Consider the following 16,007-nt stretch of genomic DNA (forward strand, 5'->3'; position numbering starts at 1 on the left):
CGTTCAGCGCGTCTTTTGCCCAAATTTTGCAAACTTGACAATACAACTTATTGACAAGCCTTGCCATGCCTTCATAGTCTTTGGACAGGTATAGCAGAGAGAGGAGCAAACGATGGAAATGCCGCATTATGTTGTTGACCGGGTAATGAAAAAGCGGGGCCGCAAACATGTATTTGATGCGTTTGATCCGAAGGTGACCGCGTTCATGGTGACCGACATGCAAAACGCCTTTGTCAAAGGCAAGGTCAAGGCCGACAGTGCCATCGCCATCATGCCCAACATCAACCTGCTGGCGCAAAAAATGCGCGAAATGGGTGGTCATGTGGCCTGGGTCCAGTTGCAGGCGGGTGAGACCGACGGCAGCTCCGTAGCAGAATTGTACCATAAATATTTCTTCACACCCCAGGGTGCAGAAGCTCATCGCAGCAGCCTCACCCCAGGGGACTGGGGCTTTGAACTGTGTGAAGAACTGGACGTCCAGGAAGGTGACATCCGATCGGTCAAGACCCGCCACAGCGCGTTTGTTCCGGGCCACGGCGATCTGCACGAACAGTTACAGGCGCGCGGGATAGAAAATCTGCTGATCGGGGGTACGGTGACCAATTTCTGTTGCGAGACCTCGGCACGAGACGCGATGATGCTGGATTATCGTGTGATCATGGTTTCGGACTGTAATGCTGCCAGGTTTGAAGAAGATCATATGGCCGGTCTGACTACTGTCTTCCAGAGCTTTGGAGACGTTCGTAACGTGCAGGGGACGCTGGAACTGCTGAGCAAGGGTGTGGAGGTAGGCAACCAGCCCTGAAATGCGCGGCAAGGCCATGAATAGACGCCAGTTTTCAATCGGCATGACGGGTCTGGGTTTGGGGCTTCTGCTGAATGGATGTCAAACTGCTCCCGGAGCGCGGAATTCAGACGGCGGGAGGCCATCCGATTCTCCTCTGCTGTTCATTGCCGGAGCCTGGCATGGGGGCTGGTGCTGGAAGTTTGTGGCAGAGGAGATCCTCAAGAAACAGCCCTTCCGCCGGCTATATTCTCCGTCCCTTTTGGGATTGGCCGACAAGTCAGATGCTCTGAGCAGCACGCTCGGGCTTCAGGACCAGATAGATGATATTGCAGCACTTATAGAACGGGAGAAGTTGCAGGATTTCACTCTCGTTGGACACAGTTTCGGCGGGATGATCATCACCGCTCTGGCGCATCGGTTCAGCGATCGGATTCGGCACCTGGTGTATCTGGATGCTGTGATCCCTGAAGATGGTCAGTCATTTATTACTGCTGGGCAGAAGCTGTCACAACATCTTGTTGCCCAACGCGAAGCCGCTTTTCGAAGTTTGGCGACCGATGGTGTTGCGCTACCGCCACTTCCACCGTCAGCATTTGGAATCCCGAAAGATCATCCTGGCTACGATTGGGTTCAGGATCATCTTACTCCTCACCCTTTGAAGACCTGCCTGGACCCAATTTCGCTGGCAGATCAAACGACAGAACGAATCCCTAAATCATATATACGATGTACCGATCCGCTGCTGCAACAGCCGGCGATTGTCGCTGGATCAATGCGAGCCAAATCCGAGTTTGGATGGCGGTTTCTGGAACTTTCAACTGGTCATGATGCTATGATCACAGCACCGCAGGCGCTGGCCGAGATTTTGATAGATATGTAGCAGATGGCGAAAAGCCGGAGGGGGAGAACCCTCCGGCTTTTTCCATCGTGACGAACGATGATTGCGATCAGAACTTGAAGCCGGCGCGAACTCCGTAGGTACGAGGAGGTGCATAGTTCTGGAATATCGCGCCTTGTCCCCCGATCACACCAGCGTTCAAGACAGCCTCATCTTCCAGATTGCGTACAAAGGCCTGCAGCATGAACCGTTCGCTGGCATCCATCCAAGTGAGCGAGGCATCTGTCTTGGTATAGCTGCCCTGCTTGCCAACGTCTCGTCCCTGAATGCCGGCGTCATAGTTGAATTCATTCACGAAATAGCTGTCCGAGAAGAAGAACTGCACAGCAGGCGTTAGAGTGCCCGAACCACCCAGATCAAACTCGTAGCTTGCTCCGATTGATCCTGTAAATGTTGGTGAAATCGGTACTTCATTACCCGACAGATCAAGAAGATTCGTTGTTCCGGGCACAACGTCAAAGCCGGTGAACAAGCCATAACCGCTGGGAGCACTCGCCGTGAATGTCTGAAATTTCGCATTCAGGTAAGAGAAGTTGGCATCGACCTTGAACCCATTGTCGAAATCATAGGCCAGTTCCAGTTCGGCACCATAGGCTCTGGATGACCCGCCATTGCTGCGTGCGACGACCAGTGATGGACCAACTTGAACAAACGTGTTTGACAGAATGTCGTTCATGTCGTTGTAGAAAAACGAAATGTTTGCGACCCCTTGTCCATTTGCAAAAGTATTCTTGGAACCGATTTCATAAGCTGTGATGGTTTGCGGTCCATAGTTTGGCGTTGGGGCAAATTGGTTGTTGGCACCGCCGGAACGGAAGCCAGTCGATACGCTGGCATAGATCAGGTTGTCCGGAGTGGGAGTGAATTCCGCACCAACTTTCCACGTGAACTTGTCAAAAGAGTCAGAGGAATCTGAGTCGGGAGTCGCCTGGCTGGTCGGTGTCCGGAAACGGAAACGCTTGTCATCAACAGTGTAACGTCCGCCCACCGTAATTTTGAACTGCTCACCAAAAGCGTAGTCGCCCTGGGCGAATACCGCATAGCTGTCCGTATCCACTTCCTGCAGGAAGGTGAACGCACCGCCACTGACTTCGTTGAGAAAAATGAAATCCTCCGAGCCATTTTCACTAAAATAATATCCCCCAACAACCCAGGTGAATGGACCACCATGGTCGGAAACCAACTGGAATTCCTGACTAATTGTTTCGGAATCCGTGTCGAGGGTCAGTATCGAACCTTGTGCGGAGTCGCTGAAATCCTCGTCGCCAATTCGCACAGCCTGAAAATCCGACCAGGCCGAAATTGACCTGAGAATTACACCACCAAGCTCCAGATTAACTTCCATATTCGCCGTGGTTTCTTCTATGTCACGGTCCAGGTCGGTGTTCCGATAGACGTTGTAAGGATCAACATCCGAAGGCCCCGGGAACGAGCGTGTCCGCGGGTTGGTCCGGTTCAAAGTGCCGCCAACATCGAGATTTCCGGCAGCGTCCTGAAGCGTCCCGACAGTTGTATACCCGAAACCACCGGCGCCGAAGCCTTCCTGATCCCAATGGCTGACGCGCACGATTATCTCGCCGACATCAAAATCATGACGGAAACTGCCCCGGACATATATCTGGTCGTTGTCGTTAAAGTCTTGCGCGGTGTTTGCCGCCGGATCTCTTGACGGCAGAACGTTCACATAACCATCGCTCTCCTGATAGACGCCGACGACGCGAAACGCCGTATTGTCGCCTACGGGAACATTTACAATACCTTCGAGCCGCAGGTCATTGAAATTGCCATAGGTCACATTGCCTTCTGCGCCAAAATCAAACTGTGGCTTTTTGGAAATCGCGCCAATACTGCCACCATAGGTGTTTCGGCCATAGAGAGTGCCCTGTGGGCCCCGAAGCACTTCCACGCGTTCAAGATCCACAAATGCGGCCAAGGCCTGACTGGTGCGAGCCTTGTATACGCCATCCACAAAGAATCCGATTGTCGGATCATTGAACAGGTCGACTTCGACGGTTCGCACACCACGCACGGATGGCCGGGCATCTGAGCCGGACTTACTGATACTCAACCCGGGCACGGCTGCATCGAGCTTGGTTACATCGCTGATACCTTTTGAAACAAGCTCGTCACCGCCGATCGCCGTGATGGAAATCGGAACTTCCTGCACATTTTCTTCACGCTTCTGGGCCGTAACAATGATGACATTGCCATCTTCAGCCGACTCCTCGGTCTGTGCCTGCGCCACCCCGCTAAAACCGGTGGCCAGTGCCAGTCCGGTCGTTGCCATTAACACCCGTTTCGAGAAGTTTCCTGTCATCATTATCCATCCCTTTCCCAATTGGACCCAAATTTGCATATTTGTTACAAGCTATAAGCAATGTTGGCAATACAACTTTGCATTCTGGGCCCAAACTGTGGCCAATCAGCAACTATCATGTAAAGACAACCGTCTTGCTGCCATTCAAGATCACGCGATCATCAAGCAGGTAAGTGACAGCTCGAGACAGGACGCGTTGTTCGATCCCCCGGCCTTTTCTGACCAGGTCTTCCGGCGAGTCACTGTGTGAAACATGTTCGACATCCTGGGTGATAATCGGACCTTCATCGAGGTCCGAAGTGACGAAATGAGCGGTCGCACCGATCATTTTGACGCCTCGTCGATGGGCCTGATGATAAGGCCTGGCACCTTTGAAGCCGGGCAGGAAGCTGTGGTGGATATTGACGCAGCGACCCGCCAGTCGGCCCGCAAGATCATCCGACAGGATCTGCATGTAGCGCGCAAGCACAGCCAGTTCTGCGCCGGTGTGTTCAAATATCTCCCAAATCCGGGCTTCCTGCTGTGGTTTCGTTTCCGGTGTGACCGGCAGATGGTGAAACGGAATATCCCCGACCGTGGTCAGGTTGAGACTTGATTGGGGATGATTGGAGATGATGCCAACCACATCCATCTGCAATTCTCCGATCCGCATCCGGTATAGCAGGTCACCCAGACAGTGATCGAATTTTGATACAAACATCAGAACCTTTTTTGGCTGGCCTTTGGCGCTGATGCTCCAGTCCATATGATATTTGTCCGCAAGATCCTGAAACTGCTGTTCTGTTGCTTTGGGGCCTGCGGAATCTGGCTCGGAATACTCCACCCGCATGAAAAACCGGTTGGTCTCGGGATCGCGGAATTGCTGGGCTGACAGGATATTGGCTTCGGTATTGAATAGAAACCCGGAGACGGCGGCCACAATTCCGGGCTGGTCATAGCAGGAAAATTTCAGGATTCCGGACTGTTCTCCCATATCGTGCGCTCTTCAGCTTCCTCTGCCCAATTGCTTTTCGGCCCAGTCAATGGTGCCGCTCAGCGATGCGAAGGTGAAGAAATGAACGCCCGTGATATCAAGGAGGGCATTCCTGCGATTCTGCTCAGCGATATTCCTGAGCAGTGTCGCCGGTGTCTGTGTTTTGAGGAGACCGCGCGTAATTTTCCTCTGCTTTTTGAGTGCCTTCAATGAAGGGCCAACTCCGCAGATCGCCGCATATTTGAGCAGGGTTGGAGTCTTGGCCGGTCCGGCGATTCCGACCCGGATTTTGGACGTGACGCCTTTCGATCGCAGTGCCGCGAGATAACCGCAAATGGCGTCCGCATCAAAACACAGCTGGGTGATAAGGCGGAGGTCAATGCCCCCTCTGCTGGCCGTATCGATTTTCTCGAATAGCGCTGTTTCAAGGATGTCATCCGCAATTGCGGGATGGCCCTCCGGATAACAACCCACGGCTACTCTTTTGATTCCATGATCTTCCAGTATGCCGCTTTTCAGCAGCTGCAGGCTCGAATGATAGTCGCCCACCGGCCGGTCACGATCGCCGCCCAGTATCAGCGCCCGATCAACGCCTGCATAGCGGGACAGATCGTAGATAATTTTCTCAAACGACCGCCGATCCGGGATATTTCGCGCGACAATATGTGGTACCGGCTGGAGCCCGAGTTCCTTGAGCATGCGCGCAACATCCAGTTGCGATTCCGGTGTATCTCTGGGCAGGGATGCGACATAGACTGGAGCATTCGCCGGCATCATTTTTGCCGCGGTATCGAGTGACCGGCGATCCGGTGTTGTAACCTCTGCAGAATAGCCCTCGAGCAGGTCCCGAACGGCCTCGCTCGCAACGGGACTGCCCATGGCAGTCACCTCAGGCAGCCCATTTCTTGTAGGTTACGCGCGCTTCGGTCGAGATGGGACAATCGGTTACAGTTGCACGGATTTCTGTCTGCACATGTCGTTCGACTACAGGCTTGGCGCTACCACCGTCGGGTTCTCCCCACAGCACATACAACTCTTTGCCGGCCTCGGCGACTTCCGGATCCAGCAGGCACAGGGAAATCCAGCGCCGGAAATTCGATGAGTAAACAGGATAGCAGCTGATGCCGACCTGCCGGCCGCCGTGCATGACCGCATCATAGGGATAGGTCGCATAATGCGATGCCGGCATGTCCATGAACTTGTAGCGATCCCCCTCATTGAACAGCGAGGAGAAAACCCGGACCACGTCTTCGGGCTCCCAGATCAGGGTCATCTTGCGCTTGTGATCGCGGCTGTCTTTCATTTCTTCGAGCGCCTTGCGACCGATGAAATCATGGTCAAACTTGACGATGTGCGAATAGCCCAGATCAAAGGGTGTCAAATAATAATCCTCGACATTGTCCGAGACCATGCTTCCACCGAGCGAGCTGTTCGCTTCGAACCCGTTGGCAGGAAGCCATTCGCGGTATTCCTTCATCGATTCACCAGAGTAAATAGCGGGCAACTCGGACGGCACCCAGCCCGACTCATGCGCCACAGTCGAATAGGTTTTGGATCCGGCAAGCAACATGCCGTGATCTTTTCCGGCTTCGATGATCGCGTTGCGGATCAGGTCATAATCGCCATAGGGACCGAAAAGCTCAAGGCCGGGTGCGCCCGCCATGCCGTGACGCAAGGCGCGCACCTTGCGGCCGGCAATGTTGATTTCGCCCATCCCGAAAAATTTGAATCCGGTGATCGGCCCGCCATTGAGTTGCTCCAGGATCGCCCAGGCATTGGGCCCCTGCACCTCGAAGCGATAGCCTTTGCGAGGCTGGTCGCTGTCCAGACTGCGTTCGTCCTTGTGGACAACGACATCATAGCCTTTGGTTTCGGCATGAAACTGGACCCAGTTCCCGGCATTGGGCCGGTTGACGATGTTGATCTTCTCGTCCTCTAGTCCGAACAGAATGGAATTGCCGATCATGTAACCGTCTTCATTGCAAACGACGATCTGCTTAGCCTTGTCCTTGCCGAACGTCTTGAAACTGTTGGCTCCCAGGTCGGTGAGCAGACGTTTGACGTCCGGTCCTTCCATGTAATGATCGGTCATGTGATAGGACTGATCAAACAGCACGGCCGTCTTGCGAAAGGCTTCCTGCTCGTCCCGCCAGTTGGAAAATTCGCTCTTGATCGGAAACTGGTAGGGTCCGCCTTCTGCGTTGCGCAGCATGTCCACCGGACTGTCATAATTTTTCAGCTTGTCTTCAAGCGATTGAGCCATTTTTCCTGTTCCCTCATCCATGCCTGCTCCGAACGCGAAGTCACGGATCAGGTCGAGTTCAAAAATTTCAGTGGAGGAAGTTGTAAATACAACTTTATCAGGACGCAAGAATTTTCTGTCAGCCAGCCATGTGGCAGGCTGCTGGGTGAAAGAGAGTTAAAACTGTGCGGCGGCGTTGTAGCTGCTGGTGAGGTTGAATCGTGAACCGGCGAAGGTAAATCTGGACAACGTAACAACTCGCCCATCAACGCGATTCCGCCGTTCAAGATGCAGGCATGGGTCACCGCTCCCCAAGCCCAGTCTCTGACAGGTCAGCGGATAGGGCATGATCGCGCTGAGAGTGGTTTCCAGCTGGCCGAGCTCGGTGCGCCGGGAAAAATAGTCGTAGAGACTTTCCTGGCTGAAATCCTTTTCCAGAAAATTGGGAAACACATCACAGCGTGCATATCGGTCTTCTATCGCGATTGGCGTATCGCCATTTCGTTGGAGCAAGACGGCCTCAAACACTGGTTCCCCGTCATCAAGTTCCAGCAGATCACAGACCTTCTTTTCCGGAACAAGCTGGCGCTGAATCAGCACATCGGTATGCGGCTCACCGCCCTGGAGTTCGATTTCCCTAGCCAGGTCCTGCACCTCAAACAGTGAAAAACCTTTGGGTTTGGGCGCAACAAAAGTCCCAGACCCTTGCACACGGGTCAACCGCCCCTCAGTAACCAGTTCGCGTACGGCGCGCTGGACGGTCAATCGCGAGACGTCAAAGCGTTTGGCGAGCGCATTCTCCGATTCCGCCTTGTCACCGGTAGACAACTGGCCGGACCGTATCTGGTCCAGCAGGTGATTTTTGATTACGAGGTAGCGTGGCAGGCCTTCGGTTGCACCGCCCAGGATCTCGTCATCGGTGATATCAGCTGTTTTTGTATTCCCCATCCGAGGCCCATAGCATAGCAACTTGTATTGTCAAACAAGACAAATTTCCATAGTTGTAAATACAAGATAACCGATTAATATATCAGCATGCCGCATTTGCTTTATCGACCACATATTGAACATGGTGACAAAATCGTCACGACGGATTTCCTGATCCGCCAGATCACCGTTCGCGGACGCGCGGACGTCAATTTGCCGGTTGATCTGGCAAATTGCCATGTGGATCTGGTCATGCATGACCGCAGCTTTGTGGCACCGCTGCTCTTTGCATTCAGCGGAGACGAGCAAACATATGTCGCGCCGGCCTTCGGCCTGCTCGATGGTGCCGTGTTTGACGCAGACCGCGCCGCTGCGTGGCGGAACGCGAGAATTTCGATCTCCCGCCAGGCAATAAAACCCGTTGGCGACTCGATCAGATGCCTCTCGCAGTTCCCGGACGAGTCCGGAAGCGACAAGGAAGTTGATTCCGCGGTCATCAAAGGTACTGCGCGATATCACGCCCTGATCCTTCCAGCGGGTGAGGCAACCCGGGTATCAGAAGCGGGTATGGTGCAATTGACCGTAACCGCTGGTCCCACCGCAGAACATCGTCTGGCAATTGCCAGCAGCGGACAGGAAATTTTATCATGAATGGCAACGATCAGACAACAAACATGCTCTATGCCGCCAGCGTTGGGCATTCCGGCTGGTTCAGTCGCGACCTGGGTGAAAGCTGGCAACGGGCCAATACCCATACGGGCGGGGTCTACAATGAAAGCCGGACCTGGTGCCTGTCGGTGCATCCGGACCGTCCCGGCGAGGTGCTGGCGGGCACCGATGACGGTGTCTATCGCTGGATGGAAACAGAAAAGCGCTGGAACCATGTGCCTTCACCGATGGACGGGCTGCATATTCTCAAAATCGCGCAGTCGCCCTTCAATCCCGACTTTATCATTGCCGGAACGCGGCCTGCTGAACTCTATCGGTCCCGCGATAATGGAAGATCCTGGGAAAGGCTGACTTTTGCCAACCATATCGAAGCACCATTTATCAACACCAACCGCGTGACTTCGGTCAAATATGATCCTGTGCATCCCGAGCAGATCTGGGTGACGATAGAAATTGACGGCCTGTGGCGGTCAAGGGATGGCGGTGACAACTGGGAACGCATCGGTCTCGATCTGCCGGATCAGGACCTGCACAATGTCGAATTTGCCGATTTCGAGCATGAGCGCTGGATACTTGTTGCCACGGAAGTCGGGCTTTTTCGCAGCCGGGATGATGGCGGCAATTTTCATAAAATCGATATTCCCGATTTGCCCTATCATTATTTCCGCTGCCTTACGCGAAGGCCGGACCAAACGGGCGTAATGTTCCTGTCGATCGGGGACCGGCCTTCCGGTGACGACAGCATGTTGTTGCGTACCCGCGACAATGGCGAAACCTGGGAAGCGGTGGATTTGCCGGGTAATCAGAATACGACGATCTGGCACATATCGGGCAATGCCGCGGATCCGATGCTGCTTTTTGCGATTTCGATATTCGGAGAAGTCTATCGGTCGACTGATGGTGGAGAGACTTGGGACAAGCCGGCAAAATTTCTGGGAGAAGCAAGGGAAATAGTCTGGGCACCGGTCCCAAATGACATGCTTGGTGAACAGAAAAAAGCGTGGGTCACGGCTGACGAGTTTCTTGAAAAAGGCGAGGACGCCTTTTAACGCGCCACCCGCCGCCAGTCCTTTAATATCTCGCGTGCGGCATTGTGACCGTTTACGCCGGATACTGCTCCGCCGGGATGGGTGGAAGCGCCGCATTGATAAAGCGCCTGGATGGGCGAGCGATAATCCGCATAACCGGGGGCAGGGCGGTTGAAGAACAGCTGATCAAGTGACAGTTCCCCATGCTGGGTATTGCCGCCGGGCATCCAGATATCTTCCTCGATATCCCTCGGCAGGTAGAGTTTATAGTCGATCACGCTGTCCGAAAAGCCGGGCGCAAAACGATCCATTACACGGAAGGCATTGCGGACCAGCGGTTCGCGCTCATTCTCCCAGGTCGAGTTTTTCAGCTCATAGGGCGTCACCCCGCCCTGGAAGGTGACAATATGTTTTCCTTCCGGCGCAAGCGTTGGATCATAGTAGCTTGGCACACTAGGCGACAGGAACGGATCGGAGGAATACCAGCCATATTTCGCTTCATCAAAGGCGCGTTCCAGAAATTCCGGTGTCGGGCAGATATGCGCATAGCCAGGATATTCGATACCGCATTTTTCCTGGCTGAAGCCCTTGTAGTCCGGTTTTTTGTCAACGGCACAAAGCAGTTTGAAACCCATGCCGCGGGTCCGGAAGCCGTCGATCCGCTCGGCAAATTCCTCCGGCAGATGATTGCGCTTCACCATTTGGCCAAAGGTGAGTTTCGCGCTGACATTGGACACCACCAGCTTCGCCTTGATCTCTTCCCCACCCTTCAAACGCACGCCGGTCGTACGGCCGCCACTGACCAGGATTTCCTCGACAAAGGCCCCGGTCCGTATCTCCATGCCATGAGCCTGACCAGAGGCGGCAATGGCATCACTGATCCCGCCCATGCCGCCTTTGGCGAAGCACATGCCGTTTTGCCCAACCAGATGGGAAACAATGTAAAAAGCCGTTCCCGGTGAATAGGGACCGACATTGCCGCCAATGGTCGCCCAGAACATGAATTTGGCTTTCACGATATCGCTTTCAAACCAGCGCGACACATAGTCATGAGCGCTGAGCGAAAGAGAAGTGACCAGATTGTTGATCTCTTTCTCGTTCTTCCGGTAGCGCCAGGCGAAGCGCGCAGTCTTCATCATGCCGGACAGCGAGCGGTCAAACGGATTGACCGGCGTTTCCATCTGCAACTTGCGCATCAGTGAGACGGTGGATGACAGCGCCTCGAAAAATTTGGGGTAATTTTCCGCATCCTTCTGGCTGAATCGTGCAATCTGCCTGCGGGTTGCCTCGGGGTCCTTGGTCGTGGTTACGATGCAGTCATCTTCAGTGGGATTGGCGACGCTGTCGATGGAAATATATTCCAGCCCGAATTTCCTGAGTTCCAGTTCCTTGATTACCTTGGGATGCAGATGTCCCATGATGAAGCTGTAGGTCGAAGCCTTGAATCCCGGAGAAAATTCTTCTGTGACCGCCGCGCCGCCAATAATGTCCTTCTGCTCCAGCACCAGCACCTTTTTGCCGGCCCGCGCCAGATAAGCGCCGCAGGTCAGACCGTTATGGCCACCGCCAACTATGATTGCGTCATATTTCCGGCTCATGACTTGTGGGTCACCTCTACAATGCCATTGGTGCCATCCACTTTCACCCAGTCGCCCGACTTGATTACCTTCAGCGGGTCCTGATCCAGATCGGTGACGGCGGGAACGCGGGTTACAACAGCACCCAGCGCCATTTTTGTAGTCATCACCTTGAAGATCATCGCCGCCGGTGCGGCACCTTTGAGCCGGGTCGACTGGAAATGACTCGCCCATCCCGATGAGCCTTTGGCGCCGGGGAAAACCAGTATCTTGTCCTTGAAGCTCTGGCCGCGCAGTTCGTGACGCACCTCGACCACTTCGCCGGTATCAGAATCAATCCCGCCAAATCCGGAAATCGCCTGGCTGGTGACAAGCGCTTCCGCCTCGGCCACGCCGTCGACCACAGAGCGGCCTGTCAGAATTGTCTTCCTTTCGCTCACTGCAACGCTCCCGGTGCAACCAGCTTGCCGGCATCCTTGTGGCTTTCCAGTCCGCCACTCCATTTACCGGTCAGAGCGGCGTTGACGCATTGCTCGGTGCTGCCGAGCCATGTCTGGAACTTCAGGATCGCAGGCAGGTAATGGGCCTGTTTGCAGCTGTCCGTGGCGGCCACCTTGACGCCTTCGGGATAGACCTTGCTGAGCGCAGAACAGCTGTCGCTCATCAAATGCGCTCCGGCTGCCTCGATCGCCTTGGTATAACCCACCCGGTCTGCCATGGCTTTCAACGCCTTGGGTGTGAAGATCCACAAATTGCTGCTGGGTGACAGTTTTTTGCCGTCGAGCAATTGCGCTACCAGCCGCACCTGCTCAAGCGATGCGTGCGGGCAGCCAATGACCACAAAATCCACATCGCGGTCGGTTGCGGTGCTGAACCAGCTATAGGCTTCCTCCAGCTCTGCCTTGCCGAACCGCAGCTTGTCTTTCACCGGATTGTCCCGGAACGCATCTTCGATCGAGCGGGCTTCCGGGGTCACGCCAACGATGTGATACATTTCCACGCCGCCGCTGCTTGCCGCCGCCGCACCAAAATGTTTCAGCTTGTTGGGGTTGGGCGGTGAGTGGATGCCGGTCAGGACCGGAACCTCATTCTTGACCTTTTCGCCGATCCAGTATCCGAGCAACCCCCATTCCAGCATTGATTCCACCGGATAGTCGATTTCGATCAAATGGGTGCCGCGGCGACCCTCGAGCGTGTGATACCCCCAATAGGGAATTTTGCCGACCAAAGCTGCTGCGGAAGCGCTATGCGCCCCTTCGACATTGGTTCGCGCTCCGATGACCGAGTTGATATAGATGACGGCCGAGCTTTCCATCCAGGCGCAATGTTCGCCCATTACCGGAACATTGCCGATTTGATAGGGTGTGCAGGTATTGCACTGGTTGATCCCGACCTTGCCGCAGAATTTTCCGACATCGCGACTGACCTGTTGTGATTCGGCAGAAACCCGCTGGATTTCAGCCTTGTCCGGATCCATCGCATCGATCAGGCGATAGGTCATGGCCTTGACGGGCGGGATTTCCAGCCGCCGGTCGCTGTCCAGATTGAGCAGCGAGTACACCGCGTCCATGTCGCGTTCTTCACCTGCTGGCACTGGCGGCAACAGGTCCCGGCGGCCGGGAAGGGCACCGACAAATCCGCCGCAGACATTGTTCGTGTCCACCAGCCGCTCGGCACCCAGTGCCTTGCCATAGCGGACCAGCAAATCCATCGCATGCGCGCGCGCATCGCCCTCGCTGCCATCCAGTATCGCTTTTTCCATATCTGTCAGTTGCATATCGTCACCATCATCACATCATGATCCCGCCGCCATCGACAATCAGGGACTGGCCGGAAATAAAATCGCTATTGGGCCCCGCGAAAAAAAGCACAGCACCGAGCAGGTCTCGCGGTTCCTGACTACGTCCCAGCGCGCGTCCCTGTACAATCACCTTGTTGCGTTCTGCGATACCGTCCTTGGCCAGTACATTGTCGCTCATGGTCAGACCGGGCGCGATGGCGTTGACCCGGATATTGCGGTCGCCCAGCTCGGCAGCCATCGCCCGGGTCATCGCCAGCACTGCCCCCTTTGAAGCATCATAGTGCAGCATGTTCGCAAAGCCTTTGAAAATCCGGTTGGTGGCAATGTTGATGATCGAACCGCCGCCCTGACTTTCCATCGAGGGAACCACTGCCTTGGCACATTGCCAGACCCCGCGCACGTTGACCCGCATCACCTGATCCCAAAGATCGTTGCTGATTTCTTCCATGGGCGAAGGTGGCAAGGTGCCGAACAGCGCAGCGTTGTTCACCAGGATGTCAATCGGCCCCAGTTCTTTCGTGATCCGATCCACGCTGTCGCAAAGAGAAGCGTCGTCGGTAATATCGGTTTCCAGCGCCAGCGCTCTGCCGCCAGCCTGTAAAATGTCGGCTGCCACGCTTTGCCCGTCCAGAACATCCAGTATCGCGACAGCGGCGCCGGCAACAGCCATGCCGGAAGCCAGCTCTGCACCAATGCCCTGTGCCGCCCCGGTAATGATGACGGTTTTCCCCTCAAGCATGGTCACTCCTCACAACCGTCGTTTTGGCTTCACTGTAGAAATCCACACTCCAGCGTCCGCCTTCGCGATCCAGGCCGGAATGGCCAAAACCACCAAATGGCGCGCCGTGCTCGCGGACCATCGGACTGTTGACCATGACATATCCGGTTCGCAGCTGGCTGGCGATCCCCCGGGCACGTTTCTGATCACCACTCCAGACATAGCCTGCGAGGCCAAACCGGCTGTCATTGGCGATAGCCACCGCTTCGGCATCGTCATCAAATGTCAATATGGAGGCAAAGGGTCCGAAAATTTCTTCCTGGCAGATCCGGTCCGCATTCGATTTGGGCAGGGCGACGACCGGATCGACATAATAGCCTTTGTCAAAATCCGTTGATTGTTGCTCACCGGTCAGAATCTGTCCGCCATCTTCACGCGCGATCTCCACAAAGGACAGCACCCGGTCCATCTGCGACTTTGAAGATTGCGGCCCCATTTCCGCACGTTCATCAAAGGGATCGCCAAGCCTGATCGCCTTGGCCAGATCCACGAAATCGGCGATGAAGCGATCCGCGATTTTCTTTTGCACCAATATACGGGAACCGGCGAGACAGGCCTGGCCGTTATTGCCATAGACTGCGCCAATTGCAGCCTGCAAGGCACAGTCATAATCCGCATCGTCGCAAATAATATTGGCCGATTTTCCACCCAGTTCCATGGTTACTTTGGCAAATCTCTGTGCGGCCGCTGTCGCAATGGCCCGTCCGGCATGCTCGCCGCCAGTGAACGATATCAGGTCCACGTCCGGATGAGCGGCCAGCGCTGAGCCGGTGATTTCGCCCCGACCGTTGACGACATGCAGCACACCTTCCGGCAATCCGGCCTTGTGCAGCAGCTTCGCCAGTTCCCAGGTGCCAAGCGGGCTCTGCTCCGATGGCTTGATCACGCAGCTGTTGCCCATGGCCAAAGCGGCGGCAAGCTTCAAAGACGCCGCCATAAGAGGGATATTCCAGGGCGTGAACAGCGCAGCAACGCCGGCGGGTTCGCGCGACACTGTCGTTACGATATCCTCCGCCGTCTGGAAGACAGTATGGTTTTGCTCGGCCAGCAAATCTGCAAAATAGTCAAACCAGTCGGCCGCCGCAGCCGTATGGCGCAGGGTTGATCGGTGGAAAAGCAATCCTGTTGTCTGACTGTCGAGGCTTGCCAGATTGCTGGCACTTTCCCTGATCAGGCCAGCAGTTTTGCGCAGCACATCCTGACGTGTTTCGGGTGCAGACTGTGACCAGATGCCATCAACAAATGCCTGCCGGGCTGTCTCTACAACCTGCGCCACCTGTTCCGGCGAGCTTTCCACAATCGTTGTGACATGGCTTTCATTGGCAGGGTTGGTCACTGACAAGCGGTCACCGTCACAGATTCGCACACGGCCTGACAGCATTGTTCCAACCTCGATGATGTGGGGCAGGGATTGGGCTGTGCGCGTCAATTTGACCTCATCGGCTAGAGTTTGGCTGCCAGAACCATAGTTGTTCGGCGGCATTGAGACAATTGATAGACTTCAACGATCCCTGACGATATAGAAAGCACTGTCAAAGTTGTAAAGACAAGTTGAGGAGAGACGCAATTGCTCAAGCTTGATACCGCTAATCAGATCATCTCTTTTGCTCTTGGCTATGGTTTGCGGAACAACCTCGATCCCCTGACCGCTGTTGTTCTGGACTCAAGAGGTTGCGCGAAAGCCGTTCAGTCTCAGGATGGCTCATCCCTGTTTCGGTTCCAGATAGCGTTTGGCAAGGCCTATGGTGCAATAGGTCTGGGGATCGGATCGCGTGCCATTTTCGAACGGGCCCAGCAGCAGCCCTTTTTTGTCGAAGCTGTCAACACGGCTGCCGACGGGGCATTGATCCCGGTGCCGGGTGGCGTGCTGATCAAGGATGCTGATGGCAACCTGCTCGGTTCAGTGGGGGTAACAGGGGATATTTCCGACAAGGATGAAGCGGCCGCTGTTGCGGGGATAGAAGCTGTCGGCTTCAATGCGGCGACCGGCTGACGGGCAATATCGCAGAG

15 protein-coding genes are annotated in these 16,007 nt (G+C 55.0%); 5 read left to right on the plus strand and 10 right to left on the minus strand.

What is annotated here, in order from left to right:
* Window positions 1-112 precede the first annotated feature (112 nt).
* A complete protein-coding gene (locus BUQ90_RS07560) occupies window positions 113-805 on the plus strand; it encodes a cysteine hydrolase family protein (protein ID WP_074204415.1) in 693 nt (230 codons plus the stop codon).
* Between the two features lies 1 nt (window position 806).
* A complete protein-coding gene (locus tag BUQ90_RS07565) occupies window positions 807-1,667 on the plus strand; it encodes an alpha/beta hydrolase (protein ID WP_074204416.1) in 861 nt (286 codons plus the stop codon).
* Window positions 1,668-1,734: 67 nt separating this feature from the next.
* Here the strand turns inward: BUQ90_RS07565 and BUQ90_RS07570 are convergent, their stop codons facing one another.
* From BUQ90_RS07570 to BUQ90_RS07590, 5 genes are all read right to left on the minus strand, one after another.
* Window positions 1,735-4,005, minus strand: coding sequence for a TonB-dependent receptor (locus tag BUQ90_RS07570; RefSeq protein ID WP_159437058.1), 2,271 nt, complete (start codon window positions 4,003-4,005; stop codon window positions 1,735-1,737).
* 112 nt (window positions 4,006-4,117) lie between these two features.
* On the minus strand, window positions 4,118-4,975 hold the full coding sequence (purU, locus tag BUQ90_RS07575; RefSeq protein WP_074204418.1) for a formyltetrahydrofolate deformylase: 858 nt from the start codon (window positions 4,973-4,975) through the stop codon (window positions 4,118-4,120).
* 12 nt (window positions 4,976-4,987) lie between these two features.
* Window positions 4,988-5,854, minus strand: coding sequence for a methylenetetrahydrofolate reductase (locus BUQ90_RS07580; RefSeq protein ID WP_074204419.1), 867 nt, complete (start codon window positions 5,852-5,854; stop codon window positions 4,988-4,990).
* A 10-nt stretch (window positions 5,855-5,864) separates the two neighbouring features.
* On the minus strand, window positions 5,865-7,238 hold the full coding sequence (locus BUQ90_RS07585) for an aminomethyltransferase family protein (protein ID WP_074204969.1): 1,374 nt from the start codon (window positions 7,236-7,238) through the stop codon (window positions 5,865-5,867).
* A gap of 156 nt (window positions 7,239-7,394) precedes the next feature.
* A complete protein-coding gene (locus tag BUQ90_RS07590) occupies window positions 7,395-8,165 on the minus strand; it encodes a GntR family transcriptional regulator (protein WP_074204420.1) in 771 nt (256 codons plus the stop codon).
* An 87-nt stretch (window positions 8,166-8,252) separates the two neighbouring features.
* On the opposite strand from BUQ90_RS07590, the gene BUQ90_RS07595 reads away from it, so the two are divergent.
* Window positions 8,253-8,795, plus strand: a complete 543-nt coding sequence (locus BUQ90_RS07595) for a hypothetical protein (protein WP_074204421.1) — start codon at window positions 8,253-8,255, stop codon at window positions 8,793-8,795.
* The gene (locus BUQ90_RS07600) at window positions 8,792-9,862 is read left to right on the plus strand and encodes a WD40/YVTN/BNR-like repeat-containing protein (RefSeq protein WP_074204422.1); all 1,071 of its coding nucleotides are present in this window, start codon (window positions 8,792-8,794) and stop codon (window positions 9,860-9,862) included. Before BUQ90_RS07595 ends, BUQ90_RS07600 begins: the two co-directional genes overlap by 4 nt.
* Here the strand turns inward: BUQ90_RS07600 and BUQ90_RS07605 are convergent.
* From BUQ90_RS07605 to BUQ90_RS07625, 5 genes are read right to left on the minus strand one after another with little or no spacing between them, the layout of a single operon-like run.
* Window positions 9,859-11,439 carry a phytoene desaturase family protein gene (locus tag BUQ90_RS07605; protein ID WP_074204423.1) on the minus strand — a complete coding sequence of 527 codons (1,581 nt, stop codon included), beginning with the start codon at window positions 11,437-11,439 and terminating at the stop codon, window positions 9,859-9,861. The two genes, BUQ90_RS07600 and BUQ90_RS07605, sit on opposite strands and share 4 nt — an antisense overlap.
* Complete coding sequence (locus BUQ90_RS07610) at window positions 11,436-11,858, minus strand: aconitase X swivel domain-containing protein (protein ID WP_074204424.1); 423 nt, start codon at window positions 11,856-11,858, stop codon at window positions 11,436-11,438. The genes BUQ90_RS07605 and BUQ90_RS07610 overlap by 4 nt, the downstream gene beginning before the upstream one ends.
* On the minus strand, window positions 11,855-13,195 hold the full coding sequence (locus tag BUQ90_RS07615) for an aconitase X (protein WP_074204425.1): 1,341 nt from the start codon (window positions 13,193-13,195) through the stop codon (window positions 11,855-11,857). Before BUQ90_RS07615 ends, BUQ90_RS07610 begins: the two co-directional genes overlap by 4 nt.
* Window positions 13,196-13,208: 13 nt before the next feature.
* Window positions 13,209-13,958 (minus strand): SDR family NAD(P)-dependent oxidoreductase, encoded by a 750-nt coding sequence (locus BUQ90_RS07620; protein WP_074204426.1) that lies wholly within the window; start codon window positions 13,956-13,958, stop codon window positions 13,209-13,211.
* A complete protein-coding gene (locus tag BUQ90_RS07625) occupies window positions 13,951-15,426 on the minus strand; it encodes an aldehyde dehydrogenase family protein (protein WP_159437060.1) in 1,476 nt (491 codons plus the stop codon). The genes BUQ90_RS07620 and BUQ90_RS07625 overlap by 8 nt, the downstream gene beginning before the upstream one ends.
* A gap of 138 nt (window positions 15,427-15,564) precedes the next feature.
* Here BUQ90_RS07625 and BUQ90_RS07630 point away from each other — a divergent pair, with 138 nt between their 5' ends.
* Window positions 15,565-15,990 carry a GlcG/HbpS family heme-binding protein gene (locus BUQ90_RS07630; protein ID WP_074204427.1) on the plus strand — a complete coding sequence of 142 codons (426 nt, stop codon included), beginning with the start codon at window positions 15,565-15,567 and terminating at the stop codon, window positions 15,988-15,990.
* Window positions 15,991-16,007 lie beyond the last annotated feature (17 nt).

This window comes from Parasphingorhabdus marina DSM 22363, from assembly GCF_900128895.1.
Classification (GTDB): Bacteria; Pseudomonadota; Alphaproteobacteria; order Sphingomonadales; family Sphingomonadaceae; genus Parasphingorhabdus; species Parasphingorhabdus marina.